General features: G+C 73.5%; 20 protein-coding genes. 10 read left to right on the top strand and 10 right to left on the bottom strand.

Features of this window, described 5'->3' with window-relative positions; all coding sequences use genetic code 11:
- Positions 1 to 21: 21 nt before the first annotated feature.
- Both HT134_RS35970 and HT134_RS35965 read left to right on the top strand, forming a co-directional pair.
- Complete coding sequence (locus HT134_RS35970; protein WP_175604943.1) at positions 22 to 699, top strand: FMN reductase; 678 nt, start codon at positions 22 to 24, stop codon at positions 697 to 699.
- Between the two features lie 104 nt (positions 700 to 803).
- On the top strand, positions 804 to 1,577 hold the full coding sequence (locus tag HT134_RS35965) for a chitosanase (RefSeq protein WP_312888694.1): 774 nt from the start codon (positions 804 to 806) through the stop codon (positions 1,575 to 1,577).
- A 47-nt stretch (positions 1,578 to 1,624) separates the two neighbouring features.
- On the opposite strand, the gene HT134_RS35960 is transcribed toward HT134_RS35965, so the two are convergent.
- The 8 genes from HT134_RS35960 to HT134_RS35925 form a co-directional block, all read right to left on the bottom strand.
- Entirely contained in the window at positions 1,625 to 3,040 is a 1,416-nt protein-coding gene (locus HT134_RS35960) for an L-fucose/L-arabinose isomerase family protein (protein ID WP_175604942.1), read from the bottom strand.
- A gap of 124 nt (positions 3,041 to 3,164) precedes the next feature.
- Positions 3,165 to 5,204, bottom strand: a complete 2,040-nt coding sequence (locus HT134_RS35955; protein WP_175604941.1) for a bifunctional aldolase/short-chain dehydrogenase — start codon at positions 5,202 to 5,204, stop codon at positions 3,165 to 3,167.
- A complete protein-coding gene (gene rhaI / locus HT134_RS35950; protein ID WP_175604940.1) occupies positions 5,204 to 6,385 on the bottom strand; it encodes an L-rhamnose isomerase in 1,182 nt (393 codons plus the stop codon). Before rhaI ends, HT134_RS35955 begins: the two co-directional genes overlap by 1 nt.
- Positions 6,378 to 6,710, bottom strand: coding sequence for an L-rhamnose mutarotase (locus HT134_RS35945; RefSeq protein WP_175604939.1), 333 nt, complete (start codon positions 6,708 to 6,710; stop codon positions 6,378 to 6,380). Before HT134_RS35945 ends, rhaI begins: the two co-directional genes overlap by 8 nt.
- Positions 6,711 to 6,807: 97 nt before the next feature.
- Positions 6,808 to 7,881: a rhamnose ABC transporter substrate-binding protein gene (gene rhaS / locus HT134_RS35940; protein WP_175604938.1), complete on the bottom strand. Its 1,074-nt coding sequence runs from the start codon at positions 7,879 to 7,881 to the stop codon at positions 6,808 to 6,810.
- Entirely contained in the window at positions 7,878 to 8,834 is a 957-nt protein-coding gene (locus HT134_RS35935; protein ID WP_175604937.1) for an ABC transporter permease, read from the bottom strand. Before HT134_RS35935 ends, rhaS begins: the two co-directional genes overlap by 4 nt.
- Positions 8,831 to 9,859, bottom strand: a complete 1,029-nt coding sequence (locus HT134_RS35930) for an ABC transporter permease (protein ID WP_175604936.1) — start codon at positions 9,857 to 9,859, stop codon at positions 8,831 to 8,833. The genes HT134_RS35935 and HT134_RS35930 overlap by 4 nt, the downstream gene beginning before the upstream one ends.
- A gap of 42 nt (positions 9,860 to 9,901) precedes the next feature.
- Entirely contained in the window at positions 9,902 to 11,398 is a 1,497-nt protein-coding gene (locus HT134_RS35925) for a sugar ABC transporter ATP-binding protein (protein ID WP_175604935.1), read from the bottom strand.
- Between the two features lie 122 nt (positions 11,399 to 11,520).
- Here HT134_RS35925 and HT134_RS35920 point away from each other — a divergent pair, with 122 nt between their 5' ends.
- The 6 genes from HT134_RS35920 to HT134_RS35895 are packed head-to-tail and all read left to right on the top strand — an operon-like array spanning position 11,521 to position 16,716.
- A complete protein-coding gene (locus tag HT134_RS35920) occupies positions 11,521 to 12,876 on the top strand; it encodes a rhamnulokinase (RefSeq protein ID WP_175604934.1) in 1,356 nt (451 codons plus the stop codon).
- The gene (locus HT134_RS35915) at positions 12,864 to 13,868 is read left to right on the top strand and encodes a LacI family DNA-binding transcriptional regulator (protein ID WP_175604933.1); all 1,005 of its coding nucleotides are present in this window, start codon (positions 12,864 to 12,866) and stop codon (positions 13,866 to 13,868) included. The genes HT134_RS35920 and HT134_RS35915 overlap by 13 nt, the downstream gene beginning before the upstream one ends.
- A gap of 37 nt (positions 13,869 to 13,905) precedes the next feature.
- Entirely contained in the window at positions 13,906 to 14,466 is a 561-nt protein-coding gene (locus HT134_RS35910; RefSeq protein WP_175604932.1) for a hypothetical protein, read from the top strand.
- Positions 14,467 to 14,524: 58 nt separating this feature from the next.
- Positions 14,525 to 15,130 carry a cyclodeaminase/cyclohydrolase family protein gene (locus tag HT134_RS35905; protein ID WP_175604931.1) on the top strand — a complete coding sequence of 202 codons (606 nt, stop codon included), beginning with the start codon at positions 14,525 to 14,527 and terminating at the stop codon, positions 15,128 to 15,130.
- Entirely contained in the window at positions 15,127 to 15,972 is an 846-nt protein-coding gene (locus HT134_RS35900) for a bifunctional 5,10-methylenetetrahydrofolate dehydrogenase/5,10-methenyltetrahydrofolate cyclohydrolase (protein WP_175604930.1), read from the top strand. Before HT134_RS35905 ends, HT134_RS35900 begins: the two co-directional genes overlap by 4 nt.
- A 54-nt stretch (positions 15,973 to 16,026) precedes the next feature.
- Entirely contained in the window at positions 16,027 to 16,716 is a 690-nt protein-coding gene (locus HT134_RS35895) for a type 1 glutamine amidotransferase (protein WP_175604929.1), read from the top strand.
- 109 nt (positions 16,717 to 16,825) lie between these two features.
- Here HT134_RS35895 and HT134_RS35890 read toward each other — a convergent pair whose 3' ends face one another.
- A complete protein-coding gene (locus HT134_RS35890) occupies positions 16,826 to 17,566 on the bottom strand; it encodes a sulfite exporter TauE/SafE family protein (protein ID WP_312888692.1) in 741 nt (246 codons plus the stop codon).
- A gap of 80 nt (positions 17,567 to 17,646) precedes the next feature.
- Here HT134_RS35890 and HT134_RS35885 point away from each other — a divergent pair, with 80 nt between their 5' ends.
- Positions 17,647 to 18,306, top strand: coding sequence for an endonuclease V (locus HT134_RS35885; protein ID WP_175604928.1), 660 nt, complete (start codon positions 17,647 to 17,649; stop codon positions 18,304 to 18,306).
- A gap of 32 nt (positions 18,307 to 18,338) precedes the next feature.
- Here HT134_RS35885 and HT134_RS35880 read toward each other — a convergent pair whose 3' ends face one another.
- Positions 18,339 to 19,049 (bottom strand): NADPH-dependent F420 reductase, encoded by a 711-nt coding sequence (locus tag HT134_RS35880; RefSeq protein WP_312888691.1) that lies wholly within the window; start codon positions 19,047 to 19,049, stop codon positions 18,339 to 18,341.
- 30 nt (positions 19,050 to 19,079) lie between these two features.
- Between HT134_RS35880 and HT134_RS35875 the strand changes: the two genes are divergently transcribed.
- The gene (locus tag HT134_RS35875) at positions 19,080 to 19,910 is read left to right on the top strand and encodes a maleylpyruvate isomerase family mycothiol-dependent enzyme (RefSeq protein ID WP_175604927.1); all 831 of its coding nucleotides are present in this window, start codon (positions 19,080 to 19,082) and stop codon (positions 19,908 to 19,910) included.
- Positions 19,911 to 19,928 lie beyond the last annotated feature (18 nt).

The following is a 19,928-nucleotide window of genomic DNA, read 5'->3' as shown; positions in this document are numbered from 1 at the left end:
ACACCGAACAGGAGTGTGACCATGAAGCTCGTCGCCGTGTCGGCCGGGCTCAGCGAGCCGTCTTCGACCCGGCTGCTGGCCGACCGCCTGCTGGAGGCCACCCGCCGCCATCTGGAGACCGATGACGGTCAGGAGCCGGTGGAGGTGCGCGTGGTGGAGCTGCGCGACCTGGCCGTGGACGTCGCCAACGCCTTCGTCACCGGGTTCCCCGGCGCCCGGCTGCGCGCGGCCATCGAGGCCGTCACCGCGGCCGACGGGCTGGTCGCGGTCACGCCGGTCTTCACCGCCTCCTACAGCGGCCTGTTCAAGTCGTTCTTCGACGTCGTGGAGCCGGACGCGCTGGCGGGCAAGCCGGTGCTGATCGCCGCCACGGGCGGCACGGCCCGGCACTCGCTGGCGCTGGAGCACGCGATGCGGCCCCTGTTCGCGTACCTGCGGGCCGTCGTGGCGCCGACGGCCGTCTACGCGGCCTCGGAGGACTGGGGCGGCGGCCGCGACGCGTTCACCGACGGGCTGGGCGAGCGGATCGGGCGCGCGGCCGGCGAGCTGGCCGCGCTCGTGTCCGGCCGGCCCCGTCAGGCCACGGACAAGGCCGGGGACAAGGCCGGGGACAAGGCCGCGGACAAGGCCGTGGGCGCCGTCGGAGAGGTCGAGGAGGTCGTGCCGTTCGAGCAGCAGCTCGCCGCCCTGCGCCCCTGACCGGACGCCCGCCGATTCATCCGGATTCGGCGTACCGCTTGACTCCTGTGAGTCTCGTTCGTTAGGAAAGATTCCTAACCAACCCCCGGCTCACAGGAGCTCATGTGTTAAGCACCCTCCTCGCCCCCGTCCTGGCGCCCGTGCTCGCGCTGACCCTGCAGGCGCCCGTCGATCTCACCGATCCGCACAAGAAGGACATCGCCATGCAGCTGGTGTCCAGCGCGGAGAACTCGTCGCTCGACTGGAAGGCCCAGTACGGCTACATCGAGGACATCGACGACGGCCGCGGCTACACCGGCGGCATCATCGGCTTCTGCTCCGGCACGCACGACATGCTCCAGCTCGTCGAGCTCTACACCCAGCGCAAGCCCGGCAACGTGCTCGCCAAGTACCTCCCGGCGCTGCGCAAGGTCGACGGCACCGACTCCCACAAGGGCCTCGACCCGAACTTCACCAAGGACTGGAAGAGCGCGGCCAAGGACCCCGTCTTCCAGCAGGCCCAGAACGACGAGCGCGACCGCGTCTACTTCGACCCCGCCGTCAGGCAGGCCAAGAGCGACGGCCTGCGGGCGCTCGGCCAGTTCGCCTACTACGACGCCATGGTCATGCACGGGCCCGGCGACGACAAGCTGAGCTTCGGCGGCATCCGCAAGTCGGCCCTGGCCAAGGCCAAGCCCCCGGCGCAGGGCGGCGACGAGACGACGTACCTCGACGCGTTCCTGGACGCCCGCAAGGCGGCCATGAAGGCGGAGGAGGCCCACGAGGACACCAGCCGCATCGACACGGCGCAGCGGGTCTTCCTCAGGAAGGGCAACCTCGACCTCGACCCGCCGCTCACCTGGAAGGTGTACGGCGACAGCTACACGATCAAGAAGTGACGGAGCCGCCCGGCCGCTCCCCTCGCGCGGCCGGGCGCCCGGCGTGCTCAGATCTGCACCAGCTCCACGTCCATCAGGTCCGCCAGCGCCTTCAGCTCGCCGATCCGGTGGCCGGTGCCGAGCGCCCAGTGGTGGGAGATGCCGGAGGCGCTCCAGGCGTCCGTCCACTCCCCCGGGTCGCGGCCGAAGTCCACCCGCGACGTCGTGTTGCCGATCTTCAGGTGCGGGCCGTCCACGGTCACGCCCTCGGAGGCGACGAACGCGAAGCGGCCGTCGCGCCGCTGGATGAGCCCGAACGCCGTCACCGGCCCGTGCGCCACGTCGAACTCGACCGAGACGCCCCAGCCGCGCTTGCCGTGGAAGACGCCGAGGCCGCGCAGCAGCGGACGGCGGGCGCTGATGGCCAGGTGGGCGGGCCCGTCGTGGCCCATCTCGACGTGGCCGCGCAGGAAGTCCAGCGCCTGCAGCTCGGTGAACGAGCCGCCCGCGCCGAGCCGGTCCATGATCAGCATCGCGAGGGAGGTGCGCAGCTCGTACTCGCCGGCGGCCGGGACGCCGCGCGCCGTGAGCAGCGACGCGCCGAGGATCATGCCGGCGCCGAGCCGCTCGTGGATCTCGCCGTCGAGGCCGCGGTGGTAGTAGGCGAGGCTGTCCAGGTCGAAGTCCTCGACCAGCCGGTCGAGGCCGAGGGAGACGCGGGCGGCCCACTCGAAGTCCTCGGGCACGACCGTGTCGGCCAGCTCGAACACCTCGCGGGCCAGCCCGATGCGCTCCTTGACCTCGGCGTCGCCCACCTTCTCCACGCGGACGCGCAGGTCGTCGAACTCCAGCACCTCGACGTGGCCGCCGAAGTTGACCGGCACGAGCGTGAGGTCGGTGGAGACGTCCAGCATGCCCGGGTAGAGGTGGCCCATCAGCCCGTGGCGGCCCTTGCGCAGGGCGGCGCGCACGCCGGCGGCCTTGACCCACCGCTCGATGCGCTCCCAGGCGCGCGGGTCCTCCAGGTAGCCGGAGACGGAGCGGAACGGGACGCCGGCGCGCGTGAACGTGTTCGCCATCTCCGGCAGCGGGCAGGCGCCGCAGTAGGCCAGCCACTGGCCGGTGTCGAAGGTGTCGTGGTCCATGGACTCGGTGGGCTGCAGGTTGATGAGCAGCACCGGCGCGCCGCTGCGCTGCGCGACCGGCAGCAGCATCGTGGCGGTCATGTAGGTGGTGAGGAAGCCGACGATGAGGTCGCAGCCGGCCTCGCGCAGCCGCTCGGCCGCGACGGCGCCCTCCTGGGCGTCGGAGATGAAGCCGACGTCCACCACCTCGCAGCCGAGCTCCCCCATCCGCTCCGACACGCGCGCGGACGACCGCTTGAGCTGAGGAAGCAGGTCGGGGAACTGGGGCCAGTACGCGCCGAGCCCACCGGCGACGAGCCCGACCTTGGTCCGGGGTGCGGTGGTCCTTTCGAGCGGCATCGTTGCCTCCTGAGGTTTGGGGCCGGTTCTGGGGGTAGCAGGGGTGCGGGGACAGAGGGAAGACGGTGCCGCCGGCGGAGGATGACCGCCGGCGGCACCGCGCGTCAGGAGCCGATGAGCGCGCCTAGCGCAGGAACGCGGCGGCCACGCCGGCGTCGACCGGGATGTGCAGGCCGGTGGTCTGCGCCAGGTCCCCGCCGGTCAGCGCGAAGACGGCCGCCGCCACGTGCTCGGGCAGCACCTCCCGCTTGAGCAGCGTCCGCTGGGCGTAGAACTCGCCGAGCCGCTCCTCCTCCACCCCGTACACGGCCGCCCGGTTGGCGCCCCAGCCGGAGGCGAAGATGCCGGAGCCGCGTACGACGCCGTCGGGGTTGATGCCGTTCACGCGCACGCCGTGCTGGCCGAGCTCGGCGGCGAGCAGCCGCACCTGGTGCGCCTGGTCGGCCTTGGCGGCGCCGTAGGCGACGTTGTTGGGCCCGGCGAAGACGGAGTTCTTCGAGGAGATGTAGATGATGTCGCCGCCCATGCCCTGCTCGACGAGCACGCGGGCGGCCTCGCGGGAGACGAGGAACGAGCCGCGGGCCATGACGTCGTGCTGGAGGTCCCAGTCGGCGAGCGTGGTCTCCAGCAGGGAGCGCGACAGCGACAGGCCGGCGTTGTTGACGACCAGGTCGACGCCGCCGAAGGCGAGGACCGCCTGCCGTACGGCCTCGGCGACCTGCTCCTCGGAGGTGACGTCGGCCTCGGCGGCGATCGCCACGTCCTCGGGGCGCAGCGCCTTGGCGCCGAGCTCCGCGGCGACCTTGCCGGCGGCGGCCACGTCGCGGTCGGCGACGACCACGCACGCGCCCTCGGCGGCCAGGCGGCGCGCGGTGGCGGCGCCGATGCCGGAGCCGCCTCCGGTGACCAGGGCGATCCGGCCGGCCAGCGGCTTGGGCGCGGGCATGCGCCGCAGCTTGGCCTCCTCCAGCTCCCAGTACTCGATGCGGAACTTCTCCGACTCGTCGATCGGCTGGTAGCGGGACAGCGCCTCGGCGCCGCGCATCACGTTGACGGCGTTGACGTAGAACTCGCCGGCCACGCGCGCGGTCTGCTTGTCCTTGCCGAAGCTGAACATGCCGACGCCGGGCACCAGCACGATCGCCGGGTCGGCGCCGCGCATCGGCGGCGAGTCGGGGGTGGCGTGGCGGGCGTAGTAGGCGGCGTACTCCTCGCGGTAGGCGGCGTGCAGCTCGCGCAGGCGGGCCACGGCCTCCTCCAGCGGGACGTCCGGCGCGAGGTCGAGCACGAGCGGCGCGACCTTGGTGCGCAGGAAGTGGTCCGGGCAGGACGTGCCGAGCGCGGCGAGCCTCGGGTGCTCGGCGCGGGCGAGGAAGTCGAGCACCTCGGGCGAGTCGGTGTAGTGGCCCACCTGGCGGGCGTCCGTGCTGGCCAGCCCGCGGATCACCGGGAACAGCTCGGCGGCGCGGCGGCGGCGGGCCTGCTCGGCCAGCGGCTCGTGCACGACGGGGCCGAACGGGTCGGGCCGGCCGTGCTCGGCGATGTACCGCTCGGCGGTACGGATGATCTCCAGGGAGTTGGCCTGGCACTCCTCGCTGGTGGCGCCCCAGGCGGTGATGCCGTGGCCGCCGAGGACGCAGCCGATGGCCTGCGGGTTGGCCTCCTTGATGGCCGCGATGTCGAGGCCGAGCTGGAAGCCGGGCCGCCGCCAGGGCACCCACACGACCCGGTCGCCGAAGATCCGCGTGGTCAGCTCGGGGCCGTCGGCGGCGGTGGCGATCGCGATGCCGGAGTCGGGGTGCAGGTGGTCGACGTGCGTGGCGTCCACGAGGCCGTGCATGGCGGTGTCGATGGACGGCGCGGCGCCGCCCTTGCCGTGCAGGCAGTAGTCGAAGGCGGCGACCATCTCGTCCTCGCGCTCCGGACCCGGGTAGACGCCGGTCAGCGCGCGCAGCCGGTCGAGCCGCAGCACGGCGAGGCCGGCGGCGGTGAGGGTGCCGAGGTCGCCCCCGGACCCCTTCACCCACATCAGCTCGACCTGCTCGCCCGTCACCGGGTCGGTCTCGCTGCCCTTGGCGGAGGCGTTGCCCCCGGCGTAGTTGGTGTTGCGCGGGTCGGCGCCCAGCGCGTGTGCTCGTTCGAGCAGTTCCTGTACGGCCTGCATCAGGCTCCCCACCCTGCCTGCGCGCCGCCGACCCTCTCGGCGGCGATCTTCTCGAAGTAACCGGACCTGGCGTAGGCGGCCATCGGGTCCGGGTCCAGCCCCATCTCCTCGCGCAGCTCGGCGAGCAGGGGGCGGACGTCGGTGTTGTAGGCGTCCATGAGCGCGGCGTTGGCGCCGAGCACGTCGCCCTCGCGCTGCGCGGCGGCCAGCGCGTCACGGTCCACGAGGAGGGCCTTGGCGGTCGCCTCCTGCACGTTCATGACCGACCGGATCTGGCCGGGGATCTTGGGCTCGATGTTGTGGCACTGGTCGAGCATGAACGCGGTCTCGCCGGTGTAGCCGCCGCCGCGGATCACCTCGTACATGATCCGGAAGAGCTGGAACGGGTCGGCGGCGCCGACCATGAGGTCGTCGTCGGCGTAGAAGCGGGAGTTGAAGTCGAAGCCGCCGAGCTTCCCCTCACGCAGCAGGAACGCCACGATGAACTCGATGTTGGTGCCCGGCGCGTGGTGCCCGGTGTCGACGACGACCTGCGCCTTCGGGCCCAGCTTGAGGCAGTGGGCGTACGCGGCGCCCCAGTCGGGCAGGTCGGTCATGTAGAAGGCCGGCTCGAACAGCTTGTACTCCAGCAGGAACCGCTGCCCCTCGCCCAGCCGCTCGTAGACGGCGGCCAGGGCCTCGGCCAGGCGGTCCTGGCGGGCGCGGATGTCGTCCTGGCCCGGGTAGTTGGTGCCGTCGGAGAACCACAGCTTGAGCGTGTCGGACCCGGTCTGGTCCATGATGTCCACGCACTCCAGCAGGTGGCCCAGCGCCTTCTTGCGCACCGCCGGGTCGGGGTGGGTGACGCTGCCCAGCTTGTAGTCGTCGTCCTGGAACACGTTGGAGTTGATGGCGCCGATGGCCACGCCCAGCTCGGAGGCGTGCCGGGCCAGGTCGGCGTAGTCGTCCACCTTGTCCCAGGGGATGTGCAGGGCCACGGTCGGCGCGACGCCCGTGTGGCGGTGCACCTGCGCGGCGTCCGCCAGCTTCTCGTACGGGTCGCGCGGCACGCCCTGCTGGGCGAACACCTTGAACCTGGTGCCGGAGTTGCCGTACGCCCAGGACGGCGTCTCGATGCGCTGCCGGCGCAGCTCTTCCTTGATCAATGCCTTCCCCGATTCCCTCTGTCCTGACTCAGTCAAGGTGGAACACCTCTTCCAGCGGCGCGAACGCCTCGTCCGCGCGGCCGGCCTCGAAGAACGGCGCCATCTCGGCCTGCCACCGGTCGTTGACCTCGGTCCCGGCCATCCGCTCCTGGGCGGCCTCGAAGTCGTCGGTCTCCAGGTAGCCGACGAGCAGGCCGTCCTCGCGCAGGAACAACGAGTAGTTGCCCCACCCGGCCCGCCGCAGGGCCTCCAGCATGTCCGGCCACACGGCCTTGTGCCGCTCGCGGTACTCGTCGAGGCGGTCCTCGCGCACCTTCAGCAGGAAGCACACGCGCCGCGTGCCGCCTTCGCTCGCCTTCACTGGCCCTCGCCTTTCGCTGGTCTCGTCGTAGGGTCTTGTCGTGGTGAGGTCCCCGCCGGGCGGGCGGGGACCGGGTGGAGCGGTCCGGCAGGAGCCGCTAGAAGTCGAACTGGTCGATGTTGGCGGCGTCGAAGGTGAACGGCGGGCCGAGGATGACCTCGCCGTTCGCGCCGATCGTGCGCTCGCCGAGCTTGCCGGCCTTGAACGTCTCGCCCTGGGCGCCGGTGATCTGGCCGGAGACCAGGGCCGCCGCCGCGTAGGAGGCGAGATAGCCGAGGTCCTTGGGGTTCCACAGGGCGAACTTCTCGACCGTGCCGTCCTTGACGAACTGCCGCATCTGGTTGGGGGTGCCCAGGCCGGTCAGCGTGATCTTGCCCTTGTACTTGGAGCCGGAGATGTAGCGGGCCGCCGCGGAGACGCCGACCGTGGTGGGCGAGATGATGCCCTTGAGGTTCGGGTACGCCTGGAGCAGGCCCTGGGTCTCGGTGAACGACTTCTGGTCGTCGTCGTCGCCGTAGGCCACCTTGACGAGCTTCATGTCCTTGTAGTCGGGCTTGGTCAGCTCGTCCTTCATGTACTTGATCCAGGTGTTCTGGTTCGTGGCGTTGGCCGTGGCCGACAGGATGGCGATCTCGCCCTTCTTGCCGATCAGGTCGGCGAGGAGCCGGACCTGGCTGCGGCCGACCTCCTCGGAGCTGGCCTGGTTGATGAACAGGTCGCGGCACTCGGGGGCGGCGTCGGAGTCGTACGAGACGACCTTGGTGCCCTTGGCGCGGGCCTGCTGGAGGGGCCCGCACACGGCGTTGGCGTCGTTGGCGGCGATGAGGATCGCGTCGTGGCCCTGCTGGGTCAGGGTGTTGATGTAGGAGATCTGGGAGGAGGCGGACGCGTCGGACGGGCCGACCTCCTTGGCCTCGCCCTTGAACTCCTTGGCGGCCTCGATGCCGGCATTGTCGACGATGGTCTCGTACGGGTTGTTGATCTGCTTGGGGAGGAACGCCAGCTTCATGCCCTCCTTGAGGGGGGCGTTCGGGTCGGCCTTGGCGGCGGCCGAGGAGGAGGCGGGGGCCGGCGCGGGAGCGGAGGTGACGCTCGACTTGGTGGTGCCGCCGCACGCGGCGACGGCCAGCGACAGCAGGGTGGCGGCGGCGGTGAGGCGCATCGGGGTCATGGGGTTCCTTTCAGGGCGGGCCTGACCAGGGAGACGAGGCGGGGGGTGAGCACCGACACGATGAGGAGGAGTCCGGTGACGATCGACTGGATCTCGGTGGAGACGTCGCCGAGCATGAGCAGGTTGCGCAGGAGCCCGATGAGCAGGACGCCGGCGATCACGCCCCCGAGGGTGCCCTTGCCGCCGTCGAAGTCGACGCCGCCGAGCAGCACGGCCGCGATGACGGCCAGCTCGACGCCGAGGCCGTTGTCGGCGCGGGCCGAGCCGTAGCGCAGGGTGAAGACCACGCCGGCGAACGCGGCGACGGTGCCCGACAGCACGAAGAGCAGCAGCTTGATCCGCTTGACCCGGATGCCGGCGAAGAACGCGGCCTGCTCCTGGGCGCCGATGGCGTACAGCGCGCGGCCGAAGCCGGTGGCGTGCAGGACGACGCCGGTGACCACGGCCAGCAGCGCGAACAGGGCGACCGGGTACGGCACCGGCGTGCCCGGCACGTCGCCCACGGCGAGCGCGGTGTAGGCGGGCGGGAACTGGGCGACGGCCTTGTCGCCGAGCACCACGTACGCCAGGCCCCGGTAGAGGGCGAGCGTGCCGATCGTGACGGCGAGCGACGGCAGCCCGAGCCGGGTCACGAGCAGCCCGTTGACCAGGCCGCACACCGCGCCGACGAGCACGACCAGCGGGATGATGGTCTCGATGGCCAGGCCGGCGTCCCACAGGGCGCCGACCAGCGCGCTCGACAGGCCGAGCACGGAGGCGACCGACAGGTCCACCTCGGCGGCCACCACGAGCAGGGTCATGGCCAGCGCGATGAGCGCGATCTCGCCGAGGTCGCCCAGCGCGAACGACAGGTTGCCGGTGGTCGCGAAGCCGGGCACCGCCAGCGACCCCGCGGCGAACACCGCGACCAGCAGCGCGCCGACCAGCACGTCCCAGCGCAGCACCCGGGTCATCGGCGGCCTCCCTTCCGCAGCAGGCGGGCGACCCGGACCGCGAGCACCCGGTCGACGCTGATGGCCAGCAGCAGCAGCGCGCCGGTGATGGCCTGCTGCCAGAACGGGTTGACCCGGAGCACGACCAGCGCGCTGCCGATCGTGGTCAGCAGCAGCGCTCCGAGCGCGGCGCCGTACACGCTGCCGACGCCTCCGGTGATGGCCACGCCGCCGACCACGACGGCGCTGACCACGAGCAGCTCCCAGCCGTTGGCGGAGTCGCCGACGACCGTGCCGAACCGGGCCAGCCAGAGCACCCCGGCGAGCCCGGCCAGCCCCCCGCTGACCAGGTAGGCCGCGAGGACGCGCCGCCGGACCGGCACGCCGGCCAGGCGGGCCGCCTCGGGGCTGGAGCCGATCGCGTAGAACTCGCGGCCGCTGGGGTAGGCGCGCAGGTACGCCCCCACCGCGAGCATGACCGCCAGCGTGATGAGCGGCAGGTACGGCACGCCGAGCACGGCCCCGTTGCCCAGCGCGAGCAGGGCGGGCGGCAGGTCCACGGCGTTGATCTGCCGCCCGTGGGCGATGTAGTGGTCGAGGCCCTGGATGACGTACAGCGTGCCGAGCGTGACGACGAGGGCGGGCACCCGGCAGAAGCTCACCAGCAGGCCGTTGACCAGGCCGCAGGCGGCCCCGATGGCGACGCCGAGCAGCACGGCGGGCACGAGGCCGGCGCCGCGGGCCAGCACGTCGCCGGTGACGAACGCGACCAGCCCCACCACCGAGCCGACCGACAGGTCGATGTTGCGGGTGATCACCACGACCGACTGGCCGACGGCCAGCAGGGCGAGGATCGCGGTGTTGAGCAGGATGTCCTCGACGCCCTGGCCGGACAGGAAGTTGCCGTTGATCCCGGCGGTCACGGCGACGAGCACGGCCAGGGCGGCCACCAGGCTCAGCTCGCGGGCGCGGAAGACGAGGTCCACCAGGGCGCGGGCCCCGCGCGCCCCCACCTCCCGGCCCGGCGGCGCGGTGGTCGCGGTCATGCGGTCCCCCTCGCGGCCGTCACGCGGCTCTCCTTGCGGCGGTCATGCGGCCCTCCTCGTGGCGGCGTGCATCACGCTCTCCTCGGTGGCCTCGGCGCGCGGGATCTCGGCGGTCAGCCGTCCCTCGCGCATGACGAGCACCCGGTCGGCCATGCCGAGCACCTCGGGCAGGTCGGAGGAGATCATCAGCACGGCGATGCCCTGCCCGGCCAGCTCCGACAGCAGCCGGTGCACCTCGGCCTTGGTGCCCACGTCGATGCCGCGCGTCGGCTCGTCCACGACGAGCACGGACGGCTCGGTGGCCAGCCACTTGGCGAGCACGACCTTCTGCTGGTTGCCGCCGGACAGCACGCCGACGCCGTCGCCGAGCCGGGCGAACTTCAGCCGCAGCCGCGCCGCCCAGTCCGCCGCCCGGTCACGCTCGGCCCGCCGCGAGATCGTCGCCCCGCGGCGCAGGGAGCGCAGGCCGGTCAGGCCGATGTTGCGCTCGATCGACATCTCCATGACCAGGCCCTGCTGGCGGCGGTCCTCGGGGACCAGGGCCAGGCCCGCGCCCATGGCGGCGGTGGGGCTGCCGGGCGGCAGCTCGCGGCCGGCCACGGTGACGGTGCCGGCGTCCCACCGGTCGATGCCGAAGATCGCGCGGGCGACCTCGCTACGGCCGGCGCCGACCAGTCCGGCCAGGGCGACGATCTCGCCGCGGCGCACCTCGAAGGAGACGTCGGTGAAGACGCCCTCGCGGGTCAGCCGCTCGACCTTGAGGGCGACGTCGCCGACGGCCGCGTCCTGCTTGGGGTAGAGCGCGCCGAGGTCGCGGCCCACCATGCGGCGCACCAGGTCGTCGTGGGTGAGGCCGGCGACGGGCTCGCTGGCGATCCACTGGCCGTCCCGCAGCGTGGTGACGCGCTGGCAGAGGGCGAAGATCTCGTCGAGCCGGTGGGAGATGAACAGGATCGCGCAGCCGTGCTCGCGCAGCGCCTCGACCACGGAGAACAGCCGGGCCGTCTCGGCGCCGGACAGCGCGGCGGTCGGCTCGTCCATGATCAGGACACGGGCGTCGCGGGAGAGCGCCTTGGCGATCTCGACGAGCTGCTGGTCGGCGATGGACAGGCCGCGCGTGGGGCGGCCGGGATCGAGGTCGACGCCGAGGCGGCCGAACAGCTCGCGGGTCTGCGCGCGCATGGCGGCGCGGTCGATGCGGCCGAGCGAGCGCCGGGGCTGGCGGCCCATGAAGATGTTCTCGGCGACCGACAGGTCGGGGAAGAGGGTGGGTTCCTGGTAGATGACGGCGACGCCGGCCTGCTGGGCGTCGGCGGGGCCGGTGAGGACGACGGGCTCGCCGTCGAGCAGGATCACGCCCTGGTCGGGGCGGTGGACCCCGGCGAGCGTCTTGACGAGCGTGGACTTGCCCGCGCCGTTCTCGCCCGCGAGGGCGTGCGCCTCCCCCGCGTACAGCTCGATGGAGACGTCCCGCAGCGCCCGGACGGCGCCGAAGGACTTGCTGACGCCGGCGAGTGCGAGCGTGGGGTGAGCGCCCATACAGCCTCCGCGCGACAAACGTTTTAACAGGATGTTTCCGGAATGTAGGCGCTACGCCTGCGGGCGTCAATGGGGCATACTCCGCTATGGCGCCATTGTGATTGATACGTTTTAATCAGGCCATGCGATTCACCGCTGTGGACCTGGGCGCGTCGAGCGGCCGGGTGATGACCGCCGACGTCACCCCCGGCACGATCGAGCTCGCCGAGGCGCACCGCTTCCCCAACCGGCCGGTACGGGTGGCCGGGACCCTGCACTGGGACATCCTCGCCCTCCACCAGGGCGTGCTCGACGGCCTGCGCAAGGCGGGCCCCGCCGAGTCGGCCGGGATCGACTCCTGGGCGGTGGACTACGGCCTGCTCGACGCCGCCGGCCGCCTGATCGGCAACCCGGTCCACTACCGCGACTCCCGCACGGCCGACGTCACCGAGCGGATCGACCCGTACGAGGTGACGGGGCTGCAGTTCCTGCCGTTCACCACCGTCAACCAGCTCCTGCGCGAGCGGCTCGACGGCGCGGAGACGCTGCTGATGATCCCCGACCTGATCGGCTACTGGCTGACCGGCCGGATCGGCGCCGAGCGCACCAACGCCTCCACCACCGGCCTGTACGACGTGACCCGCCGCGACTGGGCGTGGGACCTGGTCGACCGGCTCGGCCTGCCCCGCCGGATCCTGCCGCCCATCACCGACGCCGCGGCCGGCCCCGTGCGCGACGACGTGGCCGCCGAGCTGGGCTACTCCACCGTCGTCACCCAGGTCGCCTCGCACGACACCGCCTCCGCCGTGGTCGCCGTGCCCGCCGCGGGCCCGAACTTCGCCTACATCTCCTGCGGCACCTGGTCGCTCGTCGGCGTCGAGCTGCCCGCGCCCGTGCTCACCGAGGAGAGCCGCCTGGCCAACTTCACCAACGAGACCGGCGTGGACGGCACCGTCCGCTACCTGCGCAACGTCATGGGCCTGTGGATCCTGCAGGAGTGCCTGCGCGTCTGGGACCACCCCGACCTGGAGGCGCTGCTGGCCGAGGCCGGGAAGGTCCGCGTCGAGGCGGTCATCGACCCGGACGACCCGTCGTTCCTGCCGCCGGGCGACATGCCGGCCCGCATCGACGCCTACTGCGCGCGCACGGGGCAGCGCCCTCCGGAGGGGCGGGCGCAGGCCGTACGATGCATCCTGCAGAGCCTCGCCCTCGCCTACGGCAGGGCCGTCGACGACGCGGCCCGCCTCAGCGGGCGGCCCGTCGAGGTCGTCCACCTGGTCGGCGGCGGCTCGCGCAACGCGTTGCTGTGCCGGCTCACCGCCGAGGCGACGGGGCTGCCGGTGGTGGCGGGCCCGGTCGAGGCGGCCGCCCTCGGCAACGCGCTGGTGCAGGCGCGGGCCCGCGGCCTGGTCGGCGACCTGGCCGAGATGCGGGATCTGGTACGGCGGAGCGCGGACGTGCGCACCTATGAGCCCCGGGGGCGTGAATGGCCACAGTGAGCATCAAGGACGTCGCGGCCCGGGCGGGTGTGTCGCCCGGCACGGTGTCCAACGTGCTCAACCGGCCCGAGAAGGTCGCGGGCGACACCCGCGCCCGGGTCGAGGCCGCCATCCGGGAGCTGGGATTCGTCCGGCACGGCTCGGCGTCCACGCTGCGGGCCGGTCACAGCCGCACGATCGGGCTGTCGGTGATCGACATCGGCAACCCGTTCTTCACCGACGTCGCCGCCGGCGTGGAGGACATGGCCAGCGAGCGCGGCTACGCGGTCATCCTCGGCAACTCCTCGGGCAGCCGGCTGAAGGAGGAGCGCAACCTGCTGGTCTTCGCCGAGCAGCGGGTGCGCGGCGTGCTCATCACGCCGTCCGACGAGGACCCTGGCCGGCTGGAGCTGCTGCGCGAGCGGGGCATCGCCGTCGTGCTCGTCGACCACCCGGCGGAGCGCTCCAGCCAGTGCGCGGTCGCGGTCAACGACGTGACCGGCGGCGCGATGGCGGTCGGCCACCTGCTGCGCGGCGGGGCCGGCCGGATCGGCTACGTGACCGGGCCCGCGGCCATCCGGCAGTGCCAGGACCGGCGGCGGGGCGCCGAGCAGGCCCTCGCCGCGGCCGGGCGCGACCCGGCGGAGCTGCGCGAGATCGCGATGCCGGCGATGACCGCCAAGGCCGGCCAGCAGGCGGCCGAGAAGCTGCTAGCCGAGGACACCCTGCCCGACGCGCTGTTCTGCGCCAACGACCTGCTGGCGCTCGGCATGCTGCGGGGGCTGCTCCAGGCGGGCGTGCGGGTGCCGGACGACGTGTCGCTGATCGGGTACGACGACATCGACTTCGCCTCGGCCTCGACCGTGTCGCTGTCGTCGATCCGGCAGCCCACGTACCAGCTCGGCCGGGTGGCCACCGAGTTGCTGCTGGACGAGTGCGACAACCCCGACACGCACGCGCACCAGCAGATCATGTTCCAGCCGGACCTCGTCGTGCGGGAGTCCACGCGGTAGGTTGGAGCCCTGACCGGATGACGGGGGTTGGGGCGTCATGTCCAACGGTGTGCGTCATGTGCTCGGGCTGGTCGCGGGGATCGTCCTGCCGCCGCTGATCGCCGTGATGCTCATGTACGGCGTCACCGAGGTCAACCGGAGCTTCCACAACTTCGCCGTCTCGTGGGCGGGCCTGGCCCTGATCGTGCTCGCCGGCGCGCTGACGGCCGTCCTCGCCGCCTCGCGGATGTCGCCGATCGCCTCGCTGCTCGGCGGGATCGCGTTCGTCGTGCTGGGCGTGCTGCCGTTCATCGAGATCTTCTCGGGGCCGATCGTGCCGGACGCCCTCGTGCCGGGCTGGGTGCGCAACGGCTACCTCACGCTGGGGCTGACGGGGGTGTTCCTGCTCCTCGGGATCGTGCTGCTGGTCTCGTCGGCGTTCCCCTCGCGCTGGCGCGGGCCGCGGCCGGCGGCGCTGTCGCCGGGGTACGGGGCCTCGCGGGGACACGAGGGCCCGCCCTCCTACGGGTCGCCCTCCTACGGGTCCTCCTCCTACGGGTCGTCGCCGTCGTACGGGCAGGTGCCCGACGACACGACGAGACCGATGCACCGCGAGTGACCCGCCCGGCGGTGGTCCGCCGCCGCGTCCGGCGGGGCGGGCTGGCAGAATGCCGCCCATGCGCGACATGGAGATCGGCGGTTTCCTCGAACGGCTGGCCGCCCGCGAGCCGGCCCCGGGCGGCGGCGCCACCGCCGCCCTGCACGCGGCTCAGGCGGCGGCCCTGCTCGGCATGGTGGCCCGGTACACCACCGGCGACCGGTACGCCGAGCACGCCGAGACCGTCGCCGCGGTGACCGCCGAGACCGACACGCTGCGCGAGCGGGCCCTGGACCTCGCCGCCGAGGACGCGGCGGCCTTCACCGCCGTGACGGAGGCGTACCGGCTGCCCAAGGGCGAGGAGCGGAGCGCGGCCATCGCCGCCGCCCTGGCCGGCGCGGCCGAGCCGCCCGCCCGGGTCGCCGGGACGGCCGCGCGCCTGGTGGAGCTCTGCGAGACGCTGCTGCCGATCGGCAACCCCAACGTCGCCACCGACGTGGCCGCCGCCGCCGAGGCGGCCCGGGCCGCGCTGACCACGGCGCGGGTCAACGTCGAGGTCAACATGGGCGGCATCCGGGACGAGCGGGTGCTGGAGGGGCTGCGCGAGCGGCTGGCGGGCGTGGACGACGCCGTCGCCCGGGCCGAGCGGGTGACGCTGGCCGTGCGGAAGGAACTGGCCCGATGACCGGCTCCCCCGGGGTGGAGCTGCGCGGCCGGGAGACCGCCGCGGCGATCAAGGAGGAGATCGCCGGTCTGGTGCGGTCCTCGGCGACGACGCCGCGGCTGGCCGTCGTGGTCGCCACCGGCGACGAGGCGACCCTGTGGTACGTGCGCTCCATCGCCAAGGCCGCCGGCGGCGTGGGCGTCGCCTGCGACGTGGTGGACCTCGGTCCCGCCGCCCCGGCGGAGCGCGTCCGGGCCACGCTCGAACGGCTCAGCGCCGACCCGGGGGTGCACGGCGTCATGCTGCAGACCCCGCTGCCCGAGGGCGTGCCCGCGCAGGAACTGGCCCTCTCGATCGACCCGGCCAAGGACGTCGACGGCGCCAACCCGCTGTCGCTCGGCCGGCTGGCCGCCGGGCTGCCCGCGTTCGCGCCGGCCACGGCCGCCGCGGTGATGGCGCTGCTCGACCACCACGGCGTCGCCCTGGAGGGCGCCCGGGCGGTCGTGGTCGGCCGGTCCACCGTCGTGGGCAAGCCGCTGGCCCACCTGCTGCTCGACCGGCACGCCACCGTGACCGTCTGCCACTCCCGCACCCGCGACCTGGCCGCCGTGACCTCCACCGCCGAGGTGCTGGTCGCGGCCGTGGGCCGGGCGGGGCTGATCGGCGCCGGGCACGTGGCGCCCGGAGCGGTCGTGATCGACGTCGGCACCAACCCGACGGCCGACGGCGGCCTGACCGGCGACGTCGACTTCGACGCGGTCATCGGCAGGGCCGGGGCGCTGACGCCGGTGCCCGGCGGGGTGGGGCCGGTGACGACGGCCCTGCTGCTGCGCCACACCGTCACCGCGGCCGGACTGACGTGACCCGTCCCCCCTCGACGACGCTCCCCCGTACCCGCCGGAAGGTGAAGACGCCCGATGCGTGACGTCCTGATCGTGCAGAACAGCAGGAGCGGCGGCCCCGGCCGGCTCGGCGGCTGGCTGGAGGACATGGGGCTGCGGCTCGACGTCGTCCACGCCTACGACGGCGCCCCCGTGCCCGCGCGGCTGCGCCACGACGCGATGATCATGATGGGCGGCGGTTACCTGCCCGGTGAGGACGACCGGGCGCCGTGGCTGGCGCCCACGCGCGGGCTGGTGGCCGAGGCCCTGGCGGGTCAGGTCCCGTTCCTCGGCATCTGCCTGGGCGGGCAGATGCTCGCCGAGGTGGCGGGCGGCGAGGTGACCGGCGACGCGGGCGCGCCGGAGAACGGCAGCGTCCCGGTCACGCTGCGGCCCGAGACCGCGACCGACGCGCTGTTCCACGGGCTGCCGCCGGTCGTGCCCGCCATCGAGCACCACGTGGACGCGATCACCGCCCTGCCGCCGGACGCGGTCTGGCTCGCCGAGACCGAGCGCTGCCCGTACCAGGCGTTCCGGGTCGGCGGGCGGGCGTGGGGCGTGCAGTTCCACCCCGAGGTGCTGCCGGAGCGCATCCGGACGTGGGAGGTGGACGGCTTCGACCCCGACGAGGTGTACGCGGGGGCGGTGGCCGACGAGCCGGTCTCCACGCCGATCTGGCGGGAGGTCGCCACCCGCTTCGCCAAGCTCGTCGCCGAGCGCGGCTGACGGCCGGACCGGCCCGCGCGTGGCCGCCCGCGCGAGGCCGGTCGCGCGAGGCCGGTCGCCCGGCCGGCTCAGGACGTGTGCGCCTCAGTGAGCCGGTCGCCGGGCCGGCTCAGGACGCGTACGCCTCGTAGCCGAGCTTGGCGGCGACGGCCAGGCCGCAGGCGGCGGCGAGGTAGCGCAGGCTCTGCCCCGGCAGCCGCCGGGCGATCTTCGGCCCGATCCACCCGCCGAGCAGGAACCCGGCCGCGAGCGGCCCCACCGCCACCCAGTCCACGGGGCCGAACAGCGCGAACCCGATCGCCGCGACCGCGTTGGCCAGCCCCGACACCACGTTCTTGACCGCGTTCGTCCGGGCGGGCGCCTGGTCGAGCATCGCCGACAGCACCGCGAACATGAGGATGCCGCCCGCCGCGCCGAAGTAGCCGATGTAGACGGCCACGACGAACAGCGCGATCCGGGCGAGCACGCCGTGCTCCTCGTGCTTGCGCGCCGACGGCGGCCGGACGAGCAGCAGCGAGGCCCCCGCGATGAGCCACGGCGCGATCAGCTCGAACGTCCGCGACGGCGTGAGCAGCAGCAGCGCCGCGCCGGCCGCGCCGCCGAGGGCGGTGACCCAGCCGAGCCGGAGCACCCGCTCGCCCTGCCCGGCCAGCTCGGGCCGCGAGCCGGCCGCCGCGCCGAGGCCGGTGAACAGCAGGGCCACCGTGTTGGTGACGTTGGCGGTGAGCGGCGGCAGGCCGAAGGCCAGCAGCGCGGGATAGGACACGATCGAGGCGAGGCTGACCACGGTGCTGACGATCCCGGCCGCCACACCGACGCCGAGAAGTCCCAGCACGTCACCCACGATCACCTGGACATGCTAGGGGCTGTCCGTTTCGTCCCGGGTGGGCGGGTGCCGTCACGACCTTCCCGCGGGGCTACATTGATCATGTGCGCGTGAACCAGCTTCACCCGTGGCCGGCCACCGTCGAGGAGGCACGGGCCGTCCAGGACCGGCTCCGTCCGCGGGTCGAGCTCACCGGGCCGGCGTCGTTCGGCGTCGTGGCGGGCCTGGACGTCCACTACCACGGTGACGACCGGGTGCGGGCGGCGGTGGTCGTGCTCGACGCCGCCACGCTGGAGGTGGTGGAGCAGGTGACCGCCGAGGGCCGGGCGCGGTTCCCGTACGTGCCCGGGCTGTTCGCCTTCCGGGAGCTGCCCGCGCTGGTCGAGGCCCTGGAACAGCTGCGGACCACGCCGGACCTGCTGGTGTGCGACGGGTACGGGGTGGCGCACCCCCGGGGGTTCGGCCTGGCCTGCCACCTCGGGGTGCTGACCGGGCTGCCGGCGATGGGGGTGGGCAAGACGCCGTTCGTCGGCGACCACGCGCCTCCGGAGGCGGGGCGCGGCTCGTGGACGCCGATCATGCTGGACGGGCGGACGGTGGGCCGGGCGGTCCGCACCCGCGAGGGGGTCAAGCCGGTGTACGTCTCCCCCGGCCACCGCCTCTCCCTGGAGACGGCCACGGAGCAGGTGCTGCGCCTGTCGCCCCGCTACCGGCTGCCGGAGCCCGTCCGCCGCGCCGACCACCTCGCCCGCCACCCGGCCTGACCGCACCGGCCTGACCATCGCCTCGGCCGGGGTCAGGCGCCGGCGTGCTCCAGCGGGGTGAGGATGGCCTGGGCGTCGGCGCCGCCGAACCACAGGCCGATGACGAACGCGGCCGTGGCCTCCAGGAGCGTGGCACGGGCGAGGCCGCCGCCGTCCAGCGGGGTGCAGCCGAGCTCGGCGACCAGCCCCCGCACCTTCTCCACGGCCTCCGGGTCGTCGCCGCAGAGCGGCACCGCCAGCGGCCGGCCGCCGAAGACGGGCGGCGTCATGCGCCAGACGTCCACGTGTCCCAGGTTGAACGCCTTCACAACGTGAGCACCTGTGATATCCGCCGCCATCCGGGCGATCGGACGCACGGGGTCGTACGAGTCCGGCGTGGCGGAGTTCGTCACGTCGATGAGCGGCTTGCCGCGCAGCGCCGGGCCGGCGGCGGTGAGCACGTCGCGCAGTCCCGCCTCCCGGACGGCGGCCATCACGACGTCGCCGAACGCGGCCGCCTCCGCCCACGTGCCCGTCAGCACGGCCCCGTGGGACACGCCGGCCGCGCCGGTCATCCGCGCCGCCGAGGCCGTCGCCCGCACGGGGTCGCGGCCGCTGATCATGACCTCGTGCCCGGCGCGGAACCACTGGGTGCCGAGGGCGTCGGCCATGCCGCCCGCGCCCAGGATGCCGATCCGCATGGTGTTGCTCCGTTCGTCAGAAGGGGTGGTGACGAGGACGACGGTACGGAGGTCGATGCGCACCAATCGGTGCCTTTCGCGTACGGTTGAGGAATGACGATCTTCGGACCGGCCGTCGACGTGCGCCCGCTGTTCCCGCGCGAGCGGCGCGCCCTGCTGGACCTGCTCGGCGGGCTCGGGCCGGCGGACTGGGCGCGGCCGACGGTCTGCCCCGGCTGGGACGTCCACGACGTCGTCGGGCACGTCCTCAACGACTACGCGCGGCGGCTGTCGGGCGGCCGTGACGGGCACGGTGGCGCGGTCTTCGCCTCCGACGAGACGCTGCCGTCCTACCTGGCGCGCGTCAACGAGGAGTTCGTCAGGGCGTCCCGCCAGCTCAGCCCGAGGCTGATGATCGAGCTGCTGGACCACCTCGGACCCCGGCTCGACGCGATGTGGGCGGCCGTGGACCTCACCGGGCCCGCCGGCCTGGACGTGTCGTGGGCGGCGACGGACCTGCCGAGCCCGGCATGGCTGGACGTCGGCCGCGAGTACACCGAGTTCTGGGTGCACCAGCAGCAGGTGCGCGACGCCGTGGGCGTCCCCGGGGCCGACGACCCCGAGCTCGTACGGCCGGTCCTGGAGATCTTCGCCCGGGCCCTGCCGCGGGCGCTGCAGGCGGAGGCACGGCCGGACGGCACGGCCGTCGAGCTGGAGGTCACCGGACCCGCCGGCGGGAGGTGGCTCGCGGTCAGGCGGGACGGCCGGTGGAGACTGGACCCGGGCGAGGCGCGGCCCGCCGCGCGCGTCACCATGGACCAGGACACGTTCTGGCGGCTGGCGAGCAGGGGGATCACGGTCGGGCAGGCCCGCGCCCGCGCGGCGCTGACCGGCGATCCGGCGCTGGCCGGAGCCGTGACCATGCTGCTGGCCGTCGTGGCGTGAGAGCGCGCCGAGGAGGGA

This window comes from Nonomuraea rhodomycinica (assembly GCF_013363995.1).
Taxonomy (GTDB): Bacteria; Actinomycetota; Actinomycetes; order Streptosporangiales; family Streptosporangiaceae; genus Nonomuraea; species Nonomuraea rhodomycinica.
This window is presented reverse-complemented; position numbering and strand designations above follow the sequence as displayed.